This is a genomic window from Actinoplanes sp. NPDC051537, from assembly GCF_055586105.1.
In genome coordinates this window covers 529492-546078 of sequence record NZ_JBVJIU010000006.1, presented here as the reverse complement: position 1 = coordinate 546078, position 16587 = coordinate 529492, and the positions used below count along the sequence as shown (strand labels likewise).

The 16587-nt window shown below is 71.4% G+C and carries 13 protein-coding genes; 7 read left to right on the top strand and 6 right to left on the bottom strand.

From position 1 onward, the window contains the following. Positions 1 to 158 precede the first annotated feature (158 nt). Together ACZ6TB_RS17730 and ACZ6TB_RS17725 are read left to right on the top strand one after the other, a co-directional pair. The gene (locus ACZ6TB_RS17730; RefSeq protein WP_465555551.1) at positions 159 to 986 is read left to right on the top strand and encodes a siderophore-interacting protein; all 828 of its coding nucleotides are present in this window, start codon (positions 159 to 161) and stop codon (positions 984 to 986) included. Positions 987 to 1037: 51 nt separating this feature from the next. Then, positions 1038 to 2225, top strand: a complete 1188-nt coding sequence (locus ACZ6TB_RS17725; RefSeq protein ID WP_465555550.1) for a CynX/NimT family MFS transporter — start codon at positions 1038 to 1040, stop codon at positions 2223 to 2225. Positions 2226 to 2785: 560 nt separating this feature from the next. Here ACZ6TB_RS17725 and ACZ6TB_RS17720 read toward each other — a convergent pair. The 4 genes from ACZ6TB_RS17720 to ACZ6TB_RS17705 are packed head-to-tail and all read right to left on the bottom strand — an operon-like array spanning position 2786 to position 7173. Further along, positions 2786 to 3040, bottom strand: a complete 255-nt coding sequence (locus ACZ6TB_RS17720) for a hypothetical protein (protein ID WP_465555549.1) — start codon at positions 3038 to 3040, stop codon at positions 2786 to 2788. 20 nt (positions 3041 to 3060) lie between these two features. Then, entirely contained in the window at positions 3061 to 3414 is a 354-nt protein-coding gene (locus tag ACZ6TB_RS17715; RefSeq protein WP_465555548.1) for a PadR family transcriptional regulator, read from the bottom strand. Between the two features lie 39 nt (positions 3415 to 3453). Next, on the bottom strand, positions 3454 to 4494 hold the full coding sequence (locus tag ACZ6TB_RS17710; protein ID WP_465555547.1) for an alpha/beta fold hydrolase: 1041 nt from the start codon (positions 4492 to 4494) through the stop codon (positions 3454 to 3456). Between the two features lie 57 nt (positions 4495 to 4551). Next, a complete protein-coding gene (locus tag ACZ6TB_RS17705; RefSeq protein WP_465555546.1) occupies positions 4552 to 7173 on the bottom strand; it encodes a beta propeller repeat protein in 2622 nt (873 codons plus the stop codon). Between the two features lie 153 nt (positions 7174 to 7326). On the opposite strand from ACZ6TB_RS17705, the gene ACZ6TB_RS17700 reads away from it, so the two are divergent. After that, on the top strand, positions 7327 to 8103 hold the full coding sequence (locus ACZ6TB_RS17700; protein ID WP_465555545.1) for a class I SAM-dependent methyltransferase: 777 nt from the start codon (positions 7327 to 7329) through the stop codon (positions 8101 to 8103). A 115-nt stretch (positions 8104 to 8218) separates the two neighbouring features. Continuing rightward, on the top strand, positions 8219 to 9625 hold the full coding sequence (locus tag ACZ6TB_RS17695; RefSeq protein WP_465555543.1) for a sulfatase family protein: 1407 nt from the start codon (positions 8219 to 8221) through the stop codon (positions 9623 to 9625). Here the strand turns inward: ACZ6TB_RS17695 and ACZ6TB_RS17690 are convergent. Next, positions 9617 to 10444 carry an LLM class flavin-dependent oxidoreductase gene (locus ACZ6TB_RS17690; RefSeq protein WP_465555541.1) on the bottom strand — a complete coding sequence of 276 codons (828 nt, stop codon included), beginning with the start codon at positions 10442 to 10444 and terminating at the stop codon, positions 9617 to 9619. The two genes, ACZ6TB_RS17695 and ACZ6TB_RS17690, sit on opposite strands and share 9 nt — an antisense overlap. A 291-nt stretch (positions 10445 to 10735) precedes the next feature. On the opposite strand from ACZ6TB_RS17690, the gene ACZ6TB_RS17685 reads away from it, so the two are divergent. Continuing rightward, positions 10736 to 12733, top strand: coding sequence for a M4 family metallopeptidase (locus tag ACZ6TB_RS17685; RefSeq protein WP_465555577.1), 1998 nt, complete (start codon positions 10736 to 10738; stop codon positions 12731 to 12733). Positions 12734 to 12757: 24 nt separating this feature from the next. Here the strand turns inward: ACZ6TB_RS17685 and ACZ6TB_RS17680 are convergent, their stop codons facing one another. After that, positions 12758 to 15094 carry a hypothetical protein gene (locus ACZ6TB_RS17680; RefSeq protein ID WP_465555539.1) on the bottom strand — a complete coding sequence of 779 codons (2337 nt, stop codon included), beginning with the start codon at positions 15092 to 15094 and terminating at the stop codon, positions 12758 to 12760. A 93-nt stretch (positions 15095 to 15187) separates the two neighbouring features. Here ACZ6TB_RS17680 and ACZ6TB_RS17675 point away from each other — a divergent pair, with 93 nt between their 5' ends. Next, on the top strand, positions 15188 to 15409 hold the full coding sequence (locus ACZ6TB_RS17675; RefSeq protein WP_465555537.1) for a hypothetical protein: 222 nt from the start codon (positions 15188 to 15190) through the stop codon (positions 15407 to 15409). An 18-nt stretch (positions 15410 to 15427) separates the two neighbouring features. Continuing rightward, on the top strand, positions 15428 to 16549 hold the full coding sequence (locus ACZ6TB_RS17670) for an SPFH domain-containing protein (RefSeq protein WP_465555535.1): 1122 nt from the start codon (positions 15428 to 15430) through the stop codon (positions 16547 to 16549). Positions 16550 to 16587 lie beyond the last annotated feature (38 nt).

The following is a 16587-nucleotide window of genomic DNA, read 5'->3' as shown; positions in this document are numbered from 1 at the left end:
GGCTAGGACGCTGACCCGGCACCGCCCCCCCGAACCCCCCGGGAAGAAAACCCCCCTGGAAGCAAACCTTCCAAAAAAAACCCCCCCCCCCGCCCCGTCCGCCCCGCTTCTTTGTCGGCGGTGAGGGTAGCCTTACCGGCGACGAGGGAGGAACAAGCATGCCCAACAGGCCGGCGCGTCCCGCACACCGGGCGACCGTCACCAGGGTCGAGCAGCTCACACCGCACATGGTCCGGGTGGTTGTGGGCGGCGAGGGGCTGCGCGCGATCACCGCGGGCGACTTCACCGACCACTACGTGAAGGTGCTGTTCCCGGCGCCGGGCGTGACCTACCCGGAGCCGTTCGACCCGGGCGCGATCCGCGAGACCATGCCGCGCGAGGCGTGGCCGGTGACCCGGACGTACACGGTGCGCAAGTGGCTGCCCGAGATCCCCGAGATGTGGCTCGACTTCGTGGTGCACGGCGACGCCGGCATCGCCGGTCCGTGGGCGGCGCGGGCCGAGCCGGGCGACGAGATTCTGTTCATGGGTCCGGGCGGGGCGTACGCGCCGAGTCCCGAGGCGGCCTGGCACCTGCTGGCCGGCGACGAGAGCGCGCTGCCGGCGATCGCCGCGGCCCTCGAGAACATGCCGGCCGGGGCGACCGTGCGGGCCTTCGTCGAGGTCGCCGGCCCCGACGAGGAGCAGAAGCTGGAGACCCAGGCCGACGCGGAGATCGTCTGGCTGCACCGCGGCGACCGGCGGGTCGGCGAGATGCTGGCCGAGGCGGTTCGCGGCTGCGCGTTCCCGTCCGGCCCGGTGCACGCGTTCGTGCACGGCGAGGCGAACTTCGTGAAGGACGCGCGCGCCTTCCTGCGCAAGGACTGCGCGATCCCGCTCGAGCAGCTGTCGATCTCCGGTTACTGGCGGCTGGGCCTGAACGAGGACGGCTGGCAGTCCTCGAAGCGCGAGTGGAACCAGCAGGTGGAGCGCGAGCAGGAGGTGTGAGCGCTCTTACTCGCCCGCGCGTTTCCGGCGCGTAACACCGATGATGTGTAAGTGGTGACTGCCCAAGAGGAGCTGACCAGCCCGACCCGTGCCCGCGTCGTGGCGGTGGCCGCGCTGCTGCTCGCCGCCCTGAACCTGCGCCTCGCGGTGACCAGCGTGGGCCCGGTGCTGAGCGAGATTCGCACGGGCCTCGGGATGAGCTCCTCGGTGGCCGGCCTGCTGACCTCCATCCCGGCGTTCTGCTTCGCCGTGCTCGGCCTCGCGGCGCCCCGGCTGGCCCAGCGTTTCGGCGCGGCCCGCGTCATCATCGTCGGACTCGCGGTCCTGGCGATCGGCTTGGCGCTGCGCCCGTACGCGCCCGGCTCCGCCTTGTTCTTGCTGCTCAGCGTCGTCGCGCTGGCCGGCATCGCGGTCGTCAACGTGCTGCTCCCGATGATCGTCAAGGAGCAGTTCCCGAACCAGGTCGGCTCGATGACCGGCCTCTACACGGTGGCGCTGAACCTGGGCGCGACCCTGGCGGCGGCCGCGACCGTGCCGCTGACCGACTCGCTCGGCAGCTGGCGGCTGGGGCTGGGTTGCTGGGCGCTGCTCGCGCTGATCGCGTTGCCGTCCTGGCTGCCACTCACCCGCGCCGCCGCTCATTCCCGGGCGCAAACCAACCCCCACGAGGTCGTACGGGTAAGCCGGCACCCGGTCGCGTGGGCGCTCGCCATCTATTTCGGCATGCAGTCCACCTCGGCGTACGTCATCATCGGCTGGCTACCCCAGATCTACCGCGACGCCGGTCTGTCGGCCGACAAGGCCGGCCTGCTGTTCGCCACCACGTCCTTCCTCGGCGTGCCGCTGGGTTTCGCCTTGTCCGCCCTGGCCGGCAGGCTGCGAAGCCAGAGCACGATCGCGCTGATCCTCGGCCTGTTCGGCATCGCCGGGTATCTGGGTCTGTGGTGGGATCCGGCCGCCGCCCCCTGGGTGTGGGCCGTCCTGCTGGGCATCGTCAACACGGCGTTCCCGCTGGTCCTGACCATGATCGGATTGCGCGGAAGTTCCCCGGCGACCGTGGTGCGACTGTCGGCTTTCGCCCAGGGGGTCGGCTATCTGCTGGCCATCCCGGGCCCGATCCTGATCGGCGTGCTGCACGATCACACCAACGGGTGGCGGGCGCCGCTCGCACTGATGGTCGGCCTGATGGTGCCGCAGATCATCGCGGGGATGGCGGCCGGGCGAGATCGTCAGGTCTGACCCTCGGCGCCGCCCTGCCCCCGCCCCCGCCCCCGCCCCCGCAGGTTCCCGCCGGCGGGCGCCGCCCTGCCCGCCCCTCCCGCCGCAGGTTCCGTCGGCGGGCGCTTTGCTCTGCTTACCTATACGCGCGGCCCTGATTTGGCTCTGCTCACCTATACGCGCGGCCCCGATGTTGCTCTGCTTACCTATACGCGCGGCCCTGATGACGTGGCCCGGTCGAAGCTGGTTGGCCCTGTGGACGACGCCCCGAAATTGTCACAGCCGGCTGCTTTACTCGACCCACCCAGAAAACGGGGTGGGCTCGGGACGGGATCGGGAGGGGCTCGGGCAGCCAGAACGGGCTGCCAGAACGAGCAGCCAGAACGAGCAGCCAGAGCGGGCGGCCAGAGCGGCAGGCCAGAGCGGCAGGCCAGAGCGGCAGGCCAGAGCGGCAGGCCAGAGCGGCAGGCCAGAGCGGCAGGCCAGAGCGGGCGGCCAGAGCGGCAGGCCAGAGCGGGCGGCCAGGGCGGCAGGCCAGAGCGGGCGGCCAGAGCGGGAGAAACGCCTGCATGCTCGCCGGTTCAGGTGATGGCGATCGTCGAATCCTCGGCCGGCCGAGCGGCCGCCGCGATCAGCGCGACGGCCAGCAACGCGTACCCCAGGAGATGGCGAGCACGACCACGCCCCGGGCTCGCGGGCCGGCCGAGGCGGGCACGCATCCCGCAGCGCAGCAGGTTGGCGGCCTCGCGCGCGGTCGGGCGGCCGCGGCCCGCCTCCAGGAGCGTGTCGAGCAGCTCGGCGCGGCGGCGGCCCGGCGGGTAGGCCCGCAGCAGCAAAGCGGTAGGCCGTTACGCGATCACCAGGCCCAGCGGTGCGCGGGGCCGAGCTCGGGGCGGCGGGCGGCCAGCTGCCGGACCGCCGTACGCGCGTTGCTCTCCAGCCGGGCGATCTCGGCGTCGAGGGCCGCCACCCCGCCGCCGGTGAGGCGGTAGTAGCGGCGGTCGCGGCCGTCGACCTTCTCGTCGTGGTCGACCTCGACGAGGCCCTCGGCGGTGAGCCGGTCGAGGGCCGCGTAGAGCGTCCCGGCCTGGATCGTCACTTGCCCGTCGGACAGGACGGTCACCTCGCGGATGATCCCGTAGCCGTGCCGGGCGGACTGCGCCAGCGCGGTCAGGATCCAGAAGGTGGGTTCGCGCATAGCCTTGGCCATGCCGCAAACATAAAGATGATCTGAGTATGCGTCAAACCTTCAGAGCAACCGCAGCAGCTCGGCGGCCACCTCGGCCGGGCGTTCCACGTGCGGTGAGTGGCCGCAGTTCTCCAGGACGATTTCCCGGTACGCGCCGCCGGCCGCCGCGTAGCGATCGAGTACGGCCCTGGTCTGGCTCACCATCGGCTGCGGCGGGCACGCCTCGGCGCCGGGCCAGCCGGGCACGACACCGAGCGAGCCGAGATAGGCCAGGTCGAAGAACGAGGTGTCGGAGACGATCGCGTCCTTGTCACCGCGCACCCAGCTGATGAAAGGCTTGGACGCGACGGCGACCAGGTCCGAAGCGACGTTGAAGTGGTTCGGCGCCATCGTGTTGAGCACGCCACGGTCGCCGGGCGCCACGCCGGGCCAGTTCGAGCTGGGCTTGCTGTCGCCGGGGTAGTTGTCGTCCCCGATCGCCGTCGACAGCACCGTGTCCAGCAGCAGTTGCTCGTCCGAGCCGAGCGACGCCGGGTCGGCGACGTAGGCGGTGCGCAGCACGGTGAGCGGGCTGGTCGGACCCTCGTCGCCGCGGTCGCCCTCGGCGATCCGGCGGACGAAGTCGGGGTTGCCGGTGCCACCGCCGGTGCCGGCGAAATCGGGCGAGGTCGGCGTGCCGTCGAGGTCGCGGGTGCCACCGAAGCCGTACGGGCTGAGCGGCGCCTCCAGCAGCAGCGAGGAGACCCGCTCGGGGTGGTCGATCAGCAGTTGCATCGCGACCCCGCACCCCATCGAGTGCGCCGCGACCGAGACCGGCGAACGGCTCGGGAAGAGGGCCGGGTCGTCGAGCAGGGCGGCCACGTCGTCGGCGAAGTCACGCAGGCCGCGGGTGGCGTCCACCGGCGCGGTCTCGGACCGGCCGTACCCGCGCAGGTCGGGCGCGACGATCCGGAGCGTGGGCGGCAGGTGCCGCAGCAGCGGCCGCCAGAAGTCGGCCGACGAGCAGTTGCCGTGGACGAGCAGCACCGGGGTGCCGTCGGCCGGGCCGGTGAGCAGGACGTTCAGCGCGATGCCGCGTACCGCGACGGTTACCTCTTCCATCGCCGAAGCGTCCCACCACCGGCCCGGGCCGTCAGTGTGTCCGGACCACATAACCCACTATCTGTGCAGGGAGAATGCCCAGATGCCGCGCCCGTGGGTGGCCACGATCAGCCGCCCGTACGGGTCGATCTTCAGTTGAAGCGCGGTGGTCGTGGGCAGGCCGCGCCCCAGGGTCCACCACTTGGTGCTGTACGCCGGGCGGTAGAAGACGCCCGAGTCGCCGGCGAGCGCGATGGCCCCGCCGGGCAGGAACCGGACCGCGTTGGCCGGGATGTCCGGCAGGTTGCCGGAGATGTCCGTCCAGTGCTCGCCGGCGTCCCGGGACTCGAAGAGGTGACCGATGCCGGCGCCGGGGCCCTCGGTCCACTTCCGGGAGAACCCGTTGATCGCCACGAGCACGTGCCGCGGGTCGGTCTTGTCGACGTCGAAGCCGGCGACGTACCGGTTCGGCACGGTGCCGTCGACCGGCAGGGTCAGCTGGTGCCAGCCCGTGCCGTCGGTGCGGCCGACCGCGATGCCCCGCGTGAAGCCCAGGTTGTTGCAGGGTCCGCACCAGCCGGCGTAGACGAGCCCGCCACTGGTCGCGACGGCGGTGGCCACATGGCCGGCGCCGAGGTCGGCCAGCGACGTCCACTGCTCGCCGTCCCGGATCGCGTAGCCGAGCGTGTTGAGCCAGACGTGCTGGCCGCCGGCGATCCAGACCTTGCTGTTGCGCGCGTCCTGGGTGATCGGGGCGATGAACCGGGCCAGGGCGTCGTCGGCGTCCGGCGGCGCCACCTCGTAGCTGGTGGCCAGCGCCGGGTTCGTGGTCCAGGCGCCGTCGTTGACCGCGCAGTTGTTCGTCACCCAGATGTCCAGGTACACGTACTCCTCGGCGATGTTGCAGCCGTTGGCCGGGTCGACGATGGTGTCGCCGCCGTCGCCGCCGAAGTTCGAGCCCATCACCCGGTCGCCCGGGCGCAGGATCGACTCGCCGTTGTCCTGGAGGCCGCCGGAGAAGGCGAGGCCGTGCCGGTCCCGCCCGGCGTCGGCCGAGTAGTACTGCAGCACGTCCATCGTGCCGTCGTTGAGCGAGGTCCAGTCGACGGCGTGCCCGGAGGCGTCGGCCCGGCCGCGGACCGGTCGCCGGTACGTGCCGCCGTCGTCGCCGACCACGACGTACGACTTGCCGTGATCCCGGCCGACCGCCACCGAGTGCTGGTCGGCGTGGACGGTCTGGTGGCAGTCGCCGGTCTGCTTGGCCGGGTCGATGTTCCAGCAGGGGAAGCCGAAGTTCCAGTACGGGCCCGGGGTCGTCCAGCTGGCGCCCGCGTCGGTCGTCTCGAAGACCTCTTCGAGGCCGGCCCACACGTGGTCACGGTTGGCCGGGTCGACCTGGAGGAACTGGTTGTACCAGGCCTGGATGCCTGGCATGTAGCCCGGATCGGTCAGCGCCGAGCCGGAGGCGGCGAGCTTGTGGTAGTCGGCCGCGAGCGTCCACGGGCCGGCCGGCGAGCCCGACAGCGACACGTAGATGCCGCCGAGGGCGCTGTCCGGGTTGGTGGCCAGCTGGGTCGGCGACTGCTCGATCGCGTACAGCCGGGAGCCGTCGGACGCCGCCGCGAAGGTGACCAGGCCGACGTCGCCGGGCCCGGAGGGCAGTCCGGCCGGCGTCGTGCGCTGCCAGGCGCCGCCGACGCGGGTGTAGAAGCCGTTATAGTCGTCACCGCTGCGCCAGCCGGCCGCGATGATCACGCGGTCGGTGTGCTTCGGGTCGACGGCGAAGTCGTTGACGATGTTCTTGTAGGGCGCGTTCGGGTCGGCCGCGCTCGCGCCGCCGGCCAGGAACGCCGGGTTGGGCGCGAACACCCGCGTCCACGGGCCGTGCAGGTTGCTCAGCGAGTGTGTCCACGCGCCGCTGCTGGTGGCCGCCCACACGGTGTTCCCGATGAAGCGCAGCTTGCGGATGATCGTGCTCTCCAGCTCGGTGCCGCCGACCCGGTCGCCCGGCGCGAACGTCCCGCTGTGCGGGCGACTCAGCACGTAGACGCCGGTGCCGACGAACGAGGTGGCGCTGGTGTTGGCCTCGCCGGTCGCGTACCAGAGCCGGCCGCGCGGGTCGAGCCGCAGGTCGCCGGTGGAGGGCGACGGCAGCTTCTCGGAGATCGGCTGCCAGCGGCCGCCGCCCTTCGACGAGCGCCACACGCCGCCGTTGGCCGCGCCCGCGAAGACGTAGCCGGAGTCATCCGCGGCCAGGCCCGTGACGCGCCCGGTGACCAGGCCGGCGCCGCCGGAGGAGTTGCTGTCGATGTCGCGGTAGCGGGGGTCGTCGGCGTTGTACGGCAGGTTGGTGACGGAGGTCCAGTTGCCGGGGGTGTGCGGCAGGCTCTGCTGCTGTTGCCAGGCGGCGGAGTAGGCGCCGGGCGCGACGATGCCGGGGGCGGAGCGGGCCTCGGCCCACTGCTCGGCCTGCTCGGCGATCTCCTCGGGGTCCTCGCCCTCGTCGTCGTCCGCCTCGGCCTTGGCCTGGGCCTGGGCCTTCGTAGTGAGGGCCTGCGCGGCCCGGGAAGCGGCAGCCTCCTTGAGATGGCGATAGGGCGCGGGACGGCCGGCGCCGTTGGCGCCGGACGCCGACGCGGCGGTCGGTGAGATGACCAGGATCAACGCCGTGACGGCCACGGCGGCGAGACGAGGCTGCATTGCCCCTCCTTGACTACGGAGCGCTTGTGGCCAGTCACCACACGCACGCGCGCATCGTTCTCGCGTCGCACCGCATCGATCAAGACGCACCTACAACATGTAGGGAAAACCCTGTAGTCAAACCGTCACGAAGACGCAGGTACCTTCCTCCACATGGGAGACGTGTGGGCAGTGGGCGACGCGTACGAGGCTTACGTAGGGCGATGGAGCCGGCCGGTGGCGGCCGAGTTCGTACGGTGGCTCGGGGTGCCGCCGGGAGGACGGTGGCTGGACGCCGGGTGCGGGACGGGCGCATTGACGGGTACGGCCCTGGCCGCCGCCGCGCCCGAGCTGGTGACCGGCGTCGACATGTCGACCGGGTTCCTCGGCCAGGCGCTCCGACGGGTTCCCGCGTTCTTCGTCGCCGGCGACGCCGCGCGGCTGCCGCTGGCCGGCGCGCGGTTCGACGCGGTGGTGAGCGGCCTCGCGCTGAACTTCGTGCCCCGGCCGCAGGCGGCGGTGAACGAGTTCGCCCGGGTGGCGGCGCCCGGCGCGACGGTGGGCGCGTACGTCTGGGACTACGCCGAGGGCATGCGGATGATGCGGTACTTCTGGGACGCGGCCCAGGAGGTGGACCCGGGCGCGGCCGACGCCGACGAGGGGCCGCGCTTCCCGATCTGTCACCCCGAGGCGCTCGCGGCGGCCTGGGACGAGGCCGGGCTGTCCGGCGTGGAGACCCGGGGCATCGAGGTCCCGACCGTGTTCGCGGACTTCGACGACTACTGGCGGCCGTTCCTCGGCGGCCAGGGCCCGGCGCCGGTCTACCTGGCCCGGCTCGCCCCGGAGCGGCAGACCGCGATCCGCGACCTGCTCGACGACCGGCTCCCCCGGCGGCCCGACGGCTCGATCGCGCTGACCGCGAGGGCCTGGGCGGTCCGCGGCGTTATTTAAGGTTGTTCAAGGTCAGACCGCGGTCGCCGGCGCGCTCGGCGCGCCACCCACAGCTGACCGAACCCTTACATGGCTCGAACGCCGGGGCGGGTGCTCCCGTCCTAGCGTTCGGCGCATGATCCGTCGCTCGATGGCCGCACTCCTGCCGCTGGTGATCGCCGGAGCGTGCACCGCGCCCGCCGCGTCGCCGGCCGGCACCGCGAAGACCGATGTCGTCCTGGTGCTCACCGACGACCTGTCCATGAACCTGCTGCCGTACCTGCCGTCGGTGCAGGCGCTCGCCCGCGAGGGCACCTCGTTCACCAACTACACCGTCACCGACTCGCTCTGCTGCCCGTCGCGGTCCTCGCTGTTCACCGGGAACTTCCCGCACGACACCGGGATCTTCACCAACGGCGGCGCGGACGGCGGCTTCGGCACCTTCCACCAGCGGGGCGAGGAGTCGTCGACGTTCGCCACCGACCTGCACGCGGCCGGATATCGCACCGCGATGCTCGGGAAGTACCTCAACGGCTACCTGCCGAAGGACGAGTTCGTGCCGCCCGGGTGGGACGAGTGGGACGTCGCCGGGAACGGCTACGGCGAATACAACTACAACCTGCTCGAGAACGGGAAGGTCGTGCACTACGGGCACGACTACCTGACCGACGTGATCGGCACGAAGGCGTCGGCCTTCATCACGTCGTCGGCGGCCGCGCACAAGCCCTTCCTGGTCGAGGTCGCGACCTTCGCGCCGCATGCGCCGTACACGCCGGCCGACCGGGACCTCGACGCCTTCCCCGGCCTGGCGCCGCCGCGCACCGGCGCCTACGACACGTTGCCCACGGACGCGCCGAAGTGGCTCGCCGGCCGGGCGCCGCTGACCGACGCCGAGAAGAAGCAGATCGACACCGCGTTCCGGAAGCGCGCGCAGTCGGTGCAGGCGGTGGACCGGATGATCGCGTCGCTGCGCAAGACTCTCGACACGGCCGGGGTCGCCGATCACACCATGGTCGTCTTCACCTCGGACAACGGCTACCACATGGGCGAGCACCGGCTCATGCCCGGCAAGCAGACCGCCTTCGACACCGATGTGCACGTGCCGCTGATCGTGGCCGGTCCCGGCGTGCGGGCGGGCGCCACGGTGACCGCCCCGGCCGAGAACATCGACCTGCGCCCCACCTTTGCCGAGCTGGCCGGGGCCGGGGCGCCCGAAGTGGACGGCCGCAGCCTGATGCCGGAGTTGAGCGGGCGGGACGACCTCGCCTCCAGGACCGCCGCGCTGATCGAGCACCACGGCCCGGACACCGACCCGACCGACCCGGACCACCCGGAGAAGAACAGCGGCAACCCGCCGACGTACTCGGCGATCCGGACCGCCGGCTCCACCTACGTCGAATACGCGGACGGGACCCGGGAGTACTACGACCATGCGACGGACCCGGACCAGTTGCACAACACGGTCGGTGACCTCAGTGCGGCGCGGGTGAAGACGCTGCACGACACGCTTGCCGGTCTGGTCGGGTGCCACCGGTCATGCTGATCGCAGCAGCTTCAGTACCGGGGCGAACTGCTCCATGAACAGGGCGTTCACCCCGATGTAGGACACGTCCAGCTCCTCCCGGCGGCGGCGGAGGAGGTCGGCGATCTGCTCGGGCGAGCCGATCAGGAAAGCGATGCCGCCGGCCGCCGCCATCGCTCGGGGCTCGCCGCCGACCATGCGGGACAGCCACGGCGGGATGTCGTCGACGGTCTCGGTCACGGCCGCCGTGTTGAGATGCACCTCGATCGCGCCGAAGCGGTCGCCGGCCGCCTCGCGCAAGGCCGCCACCGTGCGCGCCAGGTCGGGCTCGGTGGACTGCGGCGGAAGGCCGAGCGCCACGGTGTCGGCCTGTTGCGCGGCTAGGCGCAGCATGCGCGGGCGGCTCGCGGCGAGCAGCAGCCGCGGCGGGTTCTCCCCCTTGCGGACGGCGGCGATGGTCTCGGCCACCCGGTCGATCCGCTCGGCCGGCGTGCCCCACGAGCCGCCCAGCGCCTCGGCGTCGGCGTCGGCGCCCGGCCGGCCCCCGCCCAGGCCGAGCTCGAACCGGCCGCCGGAGAGCTGCTGGAGGGTCTCGGTCTCCCATGCGACGAGGCCGGGCGGCCGGTTGGGCGCGCTCAGCACGTAGGTGCCCACGCGCAGCGTGCTCGTCACGGCGGCGGCCGCCGCCAGGGCCTGGAACGGCGCGTACGTATGCAGGGTGTCGGGAATGAGCAGGGTGTCGTAACCCAGCTCCTCGGCCCGCCGCGCGGTGGCGATCCACTCCGCGCCCGAGGGCGCCTTTCCGGCGGTGACGCCGAAGCGAAACTCACGCTCAGTCATGCCGACGATCCTTCCGGGGCGCCGCCGGGGGCGCGTCCGACCACGGTCTACACCTCTCGTACGACCTAGGTCGTATGCCGAGAAAGCGTTCTCACGCCGGGCGCAAGGGTTTTCCCTGTTTCGAAAGACACTCGTCGATGCCTAGCGTCCACCTCAAGTCATCCAGGTGTGACTCATCGTCCACCGGATCTTGAGCCTGCCCAGACCCCCGGGCAGGGAAGGAGTACCCGCGTGAAACGTCGAACCCCCCTGATCATCGCACTCGCGTCCGGCACCGCGGCCGCGTCGGCGATGGTCGCGGTGGCCGGACCGGCCACCGCAACCCCGGTCGACCCGGCCGCGGCCGCGAAGACCGCGGCCGCCAAGGCCGACGCCCTGGTCGCCAGCCGGCCCTCGATCCTGCAGGCCGGCGCGAACGACACCTTCCAGCAGAAGCCCGTGATCACGTCGCACGGCCTGCACTACGTCCCCTACACCCGCACCTACAAGGGCCTCCCGGTCGACGGCGGCGATCTCGTCGTCATGACCGACGCCAACGGGGCGACGAAGTACACCTCGGTCGCGCAGTCCAGCCCGATCGGCGAGCTCTCCACGACGCCCACGCTGGCCGACTCGGCCGCCGCGGCGATCGCCAAGAAGCAGCTCAAGTCGGTCCGCAGCGTCGAGGGCACCAAGCTCGTCGTGGTGGCCAAGGAAGGTTCGGCCGCACGCCTGGCCTGGCAGACCACCGTGAACGGGATCGGCGCCGACGGCGTCAGCCGGCTCACCGTGGACGTCGACGCGGCCACCGGGGCCGTGCTCGGCACCCAGGAGCACGTCACCGACGTGACCGGCACGGGCACCGGCTGGATCAACGGCTCGGTCTCGATCGACACCACCCTCTCCGGTTCGACGTATTCGATGCAGTCCTCCACCCAGTCCACGCTCAAGTGCCAGGACGCCGCCAGCAACACGACGTTCAGCGGCACTGACAACGTCTGGGGCAACGGCACCGGCACCAACCGCGAGACCGGTTGTGTCGACGCCCTCTACGTGGCCGAGAAGCAGACCGCGATGCTCTCCGCGTGGCTCGGGCGCAGTGGCCAGAACGGCTCGAACGGCGCGTGGCCGCTGCGGGTCGGCCTGAACGACCAGAACGCGTACTACGACGGCACCCAGGTGCAGATCGGCAAGAACACCGCCGGTCAGTGGATCTCCTCGGCGGACGTGGTGGGCCACGAGCTCGGCCACGGCATCGACGACAACACCCCCGGCGGCATCTCGAACGGCAACACCCAGGAGTTCGTCGCCGACACCTTCGGCGCCGCGACCGAGTGGTACATCAACAACCCGAACGACCCGCCGGACTACACCGTGGGCGAGGAAGTCAACCTCGTCGGCAGCGGCCCGATCCGCAACATGTACAACCCGTCGGCGCTCGGCGACTCGAACTGCTACTCCAGCAGCGTCCCGTCGCAGGAGGTGCACGCCGCGGCCGGCCCCGGCAACCACTGGTTCTACCTGCTCGCGCAGGGCACCAGCGGCAACGGCCAGCCCGCCAGCTCGACCTGCAACAGCTCGTCGGTCACCGGCCTGGGCATCCAGAAGGCCATCACCATCATGTACAACGCGATGCTGCTCAAGACCTCGAGCTCGTCGTACCTGAAGTACCGGACCTGGACGCTCACCGCCGCCAAGAACCTGTACCCGGGGGAATGCTCCGCGTTCAACACGGTCAAGGCGGCCTGGGACGCGGTCAGCGTGCCGGCCCAGTCGGGCGACCCGACCTGCTCCGGCGGCACCACGCCGCCGACCACGCCGACGACGACCCCGCCGACCACCGGCCCGAGCACCTGCACCTCGGCGCAGCTGCTGGGTAACTCCGGCTTCGAGAGCGGCGCCACCACGTGGGCGCAGACCTCGGGTGTCATCTCGACCGCGTCCGGCACCAACGTTCCCTACGCGGGCAGCTACTTCGCCTGGCTCGACGGCTACGGCGCCACCCACACCGACACGCTGTCCCAGTCGGTGACGATCCCGTCGACCTGCACGAACGCGACGCTGAGCTTCTTCTTGAAGATCACGTCCTCGGAGACCACGACGACCACCGCGTACGACAAGCTGACCGTCAAGGCCGGCTCGACGACGCTGGCGACGTACTCCAACCTCAACAAGAGCGCCTACGCGCAGAAGTCGTTCAACCTGGCCGCGTACAAGGGCCAGACCGTGACGATCGGCTTCACCGGAACCGAGGACTCGTCGCTGGCGACCTCGTTCCAGATCGACAACACGGCTCTGAACGTGAGCTGACACTCCGATGAGGAAGGGCCGGCGCTACGGCGTCGGCCCTTTCTTCTTCTTCGCCTCCTCCTCCTCGGCCCGCAGCGTCGCGCCCGCGGTGACCGGGCTCGCCCCGGCGGTCTGCAGGAACTTGCGGCCCTCGGCCAGCTCGAAGTGCATCGGGTCGGAGCCGCCCCGCCACGCCATGCCGGCCTCGAAGCCGTGGCTCACCATGGTCTTGATGAAGGCCAGCCCGTACCCGTGGCCGCCGCTGAACTTCCCCTTCTTCGCCTCGGCCTCGCCGCCTTCGGCGTCGGGGGTGAAGAACCCGCCCTTGTTCTCCGGCATCAGCCCGAGCAGCTGGTCGATCGCCGGGTCGTCGGTGGCGAGCTTGCTCCGGAAGACGAAACCGTTCGCGTTGGTGATCAGCCCGTCCTTGAGGCCCTTCAGCGTGAGCAGCTGGAACTTCTCGTCGATCAGGTCCTGGATCGTCTTGCGTCCCTTGGCCATCGACGCCTTGTCGGTGCCGCCGCCCAGCTCCGCCGTCTTGTCCTCGCGGTATTTGCGGCGCGCCGCCACGTCCTCCTTGGCCGCCGTGATGTCGGCGTCGGTCAGGCCGTAGGTGGCCGCCGACGGCACGAGCCGGACGGCCAGGGCGGTGAAGCGCGGACCCAGCTTGCCGGCCGCGGTCCGCAGCGCGTCGATCGCCGGCTGCTTCAGCGTGCCCGGCTTGACCGGCGCGGCCGGCTTCACCTCGAGCTTCGCCTTCGGCAGGAGCTCGCCGAGCACGTCCTCGACCGGACCGAGCCCGGTCAGGACCCCGCCGGTCTCCTTCTCGATCGCCTCGAGGTCGCTTCGCCAGCCGTTGTCGGGGTCGGGCAGCGCGCCCTTCGCCGCGTCGATCTTCGCCTGCAGGTCGAGCGCGTCGCGGTGCAGTTGGAGCACCTTGGGCAGGTCGCCGCCCGCCGCCTTGACGAGCTTCGCCTGGGATGCCTGCATCTGCTCGATCTTCGTCTGCCGCTCGCCGAACCCGAAGTCGCTGGTGAGCATGTCGACGTCGACGTTCAGGGCCTTGAAGTGCTGGTCGAGGGGCGCGATCAGGGCGTCGATCTTCTTGACCCACGGCTCGAACAGCTTCGGCAGGTCCGGCCCGATCGCGGCGACGACCTTGTCGTACTTCTCCTTGGCGTCGGCGACCGTCTTCTTGCCCGCCTCGACCTGCTCGGCGGTGGCCTTCTTCGGCCGCTTCGGCGACGTCAGCTGGGCGAGCGCGCGCTGCGCCCGGACCACCGCGACCCGGCTCTGCTCGACCTCCCGCAGCCGGTCCAGGGTCTCCGCCGGCAGGTCGGTCTTGAACTTCTCCGACCCCTCGGAGAGCCGCTTGTACTCCGACTCCACCGAGTCGAGAAGCTTCTTCTCGTCGCCGGCGTCGGCCTTGCCCTGGCCGATCTTGATCTCGAGGTCGAGCCGGGTGTCGCCCTCGACGCTGGTCTTCATGTCCGGCCGGCCGCCGGTGACGATGTCGAACAGCTTGATCAGGCGCTCGTCGGTGATCCGCGGTGTCTGGTAGGCCCGCCAGTCGACGGCGAAGCCGACCGCGTGGGTGAACCAGGTACGCCCGTGCTTGCCCGGGTTGAGGTGGTCGCCGCGCATGCCGAGCCCGACGTCGGTCTGCGGCATCGGGATGCTCAGCGCCTCGAGGTCCGTCTTGACCGCGGCCAGCTTCTCGCGGGTGGAGATGTGCGCCCACAGCTGCTCGCCGTCGCCGACGTCGATCGGCGCGATCTCCTGGAAGTGCTTCTGGATCACCGCGTCGTCGTTGCCCATGCACCAGCGCATGGTGTGCATGAAGGTGACCCGGTTCCGGGTTCGCGCGTCGGCCAGCGCCTTGTTGCCGTCGTCGGCCAGCTTCTCCTGGGCGGCGTCGAACGTGTCGATCTGCATCTTGATGTGCGGGGGCAGGGCGTCGATCCAGTCGATCGGCGGCGGCTCGACCGCCTTCGCCGGCGGGGGCGGAGCGGTCACTTGCGCTGCCGGGTTCGGCGCCGGCTGTTTCTGCGGTACGGCGGGACCGGCGACCGGCCCGGTGACCGGCCCGGGCGCGGGGGCCGGCGCCGGACCCGCAACCGCTCCCGAGGCGGGCGGTCCCGAACTCGTACCGGAGCCTTGTCCCAGCCATTGTGAAACCGCGCGGTTGCCCGCCCGGCCGGACAGGCCCGCCACCTCGTCGGTGGCCACCGGGCCGGCGCCCGGACCGCTCAGCGTGGCCGCCGCCTCCCGGTTGCTCGCCGCCGGCGCCGGGCGCACCACCATCGGCGCGGCATCCTCGTCCGCGATCTCCCCCGCCGATTTCCCCGCTGTTCTCTCCGCCGCGCGGAGACGTTCCGCCATCCCGCGACGGTAGATCCAAAATGACGTGCATGGTGTCGGCTACCCGTCCGCCCGGGCGAGCGGGGGCGAGCGGGGCAGGCGCACAATGCAGGCGTGACGAGTGAGACGCTGGTCGGCCGGGTCGGCACGGTGATCACCGCGATCCGCGGCGGCGAGCGCGCAGGCGAGGTCCGCCTGCTGCTCCAGGGCATCGCGCATTACTACCTGGCGTATGCCCCCGCCCCCGTTCCCGCCGGGTCAGAGGTCCTCGTCATCAACAACCGTGGCGCGCGCCAGATCGACGTCGAGCCATGGCCCGTCGAAGAAGGGCTGTAGAAAGTGTTCGGTTATCGGGTGCCCGCCCCCAATGAGGCGTTGCTCATCAGCGGCCGGAAACAACGGGGCGCGGACGCGTTGCCGTTCAAGATCGTCACAGGGCACGGCGTGTTCGTCGCGCCCGTCTTCTCCAAGGCCACCCGGCTCACCCTGGCCATGCAGGAGGCCGAGGTCATCGAGGACTGCTACACCAAGCAGGGCCTCACGCTCTCGGTCCAGGCGATCATCGCGTTCAAGGTCGGCGACGACCACGAGTCGATCGCCGCGGCCGCCCGCCGCTTCCAGGGCGATCAGGGCCAGATGCCGACGCTGGTCGGCCGCATCTTCTCGGGCCACCTGCGCAGCATCATCGGCAGCATGACGGTCGAGGCGATCATCCGCGAGCAGCAGACGCTGGCCGACGCGATCGTCGACGCCAGCAAGACCGAGATGGCCCGGATCGGCCTCGCCGTCGACTCGCTGCAGATCAGCAGCATCGACGACAAGGGCGTCGGCTACATCCGGGCGCTCGCCGCGCCGCACCAGGCGCGGGTCAACCAGGAGGCGAAGGTCGCGCAGGCCGCCGCCGACCGGGAGAGCGCGATGGCCCAGCAGGAGAGCATCCGGCACCAGGCCGAGTACGCGCGGCAGACCGCCATCGCCCAGGCCCATTACCAGGCCGAGATCGACCAGGCCCAGCAGACCGCGGCCCAGTCCGGCCCGCTCGCCGCCGCCCGCGCCGCCCAGGACGTCATCGCCGAGCGCGCGCTGGTCGCCCAGAAGAACGCGGCGCTGCGCGAGGCCGAGCTGATCGCCGAGGTGATCCGGCCGGCCGAGGCCGAGGCCGAGCGGATCCGCGCGCTGGCCCGGGCCGAGGCCGACGCCACGAAGCTGTCGGCCGAGGCCGCCGCCGCCCAGGACCGGATCGCGCTGGACCAGGCGATCATCGACAAGCTGCCGGAGATGCTCCAGGCCGCCGCCGAGGGCCTGCGCGGGGCGAACGTGACGGTGCTGGACGGCGCCGAGGGCCTCAACAGCGTGGTCGCGTCGCTCGCCGCCCAGGGCATGACCATGCTCGAGACCATTCGCCACGGCATGCACATCGAGCCGGTCAAACCGGGCGACTCGATCGCCCCGCTCAACCCCCGCTCGGTCGCCTGAGCACCCGGCCCGGCCGCGAGATCGCGGCCGGGCCGTTA

Bases quoted from the DNA above. Each gene is read 5' to 3' on its own strand.
- ACZ6TB_RS17730 (WP_465555551.1), top strand. From the start codon at position 159: ATGCCCAACAGGCCGGCGCGTCCCGCACACCGGGCGACCGTCACCAGG.
- ACZ6TB_RS17715 (WP_465555548.1), bottom strand. From the start codon at position 3,414: ATGGCCAAGGCTATGCGCGAACCCACCTTCTGGATCCTGACCGCGCTG.
- ACZ6TB_RS17710 (WP_465555547.1), bottom strand. From the start codon at position 4,494: ATGGAAGAGGTAACCGTCGCGGTACGCGGCATCGCGCTGAACGTCCTG.
- ACZ6TB_RS17705 (WP_465555546.1), bottom strand. From the start codon at position 7,173: ATGCAGCCTCGTCTCGCCGCCGTGGCCGTCACGGCGTTGATCCTGGTC.
- ACZ6TB_RS17700 (WP_465555545.1), top strand. From the start codon at position 7,327: ATGGGAGACGTGTGGGCAGTGGGCGACGCGTACGAGGCTTACGTAGGG.
- ACZ6TB_RS17695 (WP_465555543.1), top strand. From the start codon at position 8,219: ATGATCCGTCGCTCGATGGCCGCACTCCTGCCGCTGGTGATCGCCGGA.
- ACZ6TB_RS17690 (WP_465555541.1), bottom strand. From the start codon at position 10,444: ATGACTGAGCGTGAGTTTCGCTTCGGCGTCACCGCCGGAAAGGCGCCC.
- ACZ6TB_RS17685 (WP_465555577.1), top strand. From the start codon at position 10,736: ATGGTCGCGGTGGCCGGACCGGCCACCGCAACCCCGGTCGACCCGGCC.
- ACZ6TB_RS17680 (WP_465555539.1), bottom strand. From the start codon at position 15,094: ATGGCGGAACGTCTCCGCGCGGCGGAGAGAACAGCGGGGAAATCGGCG.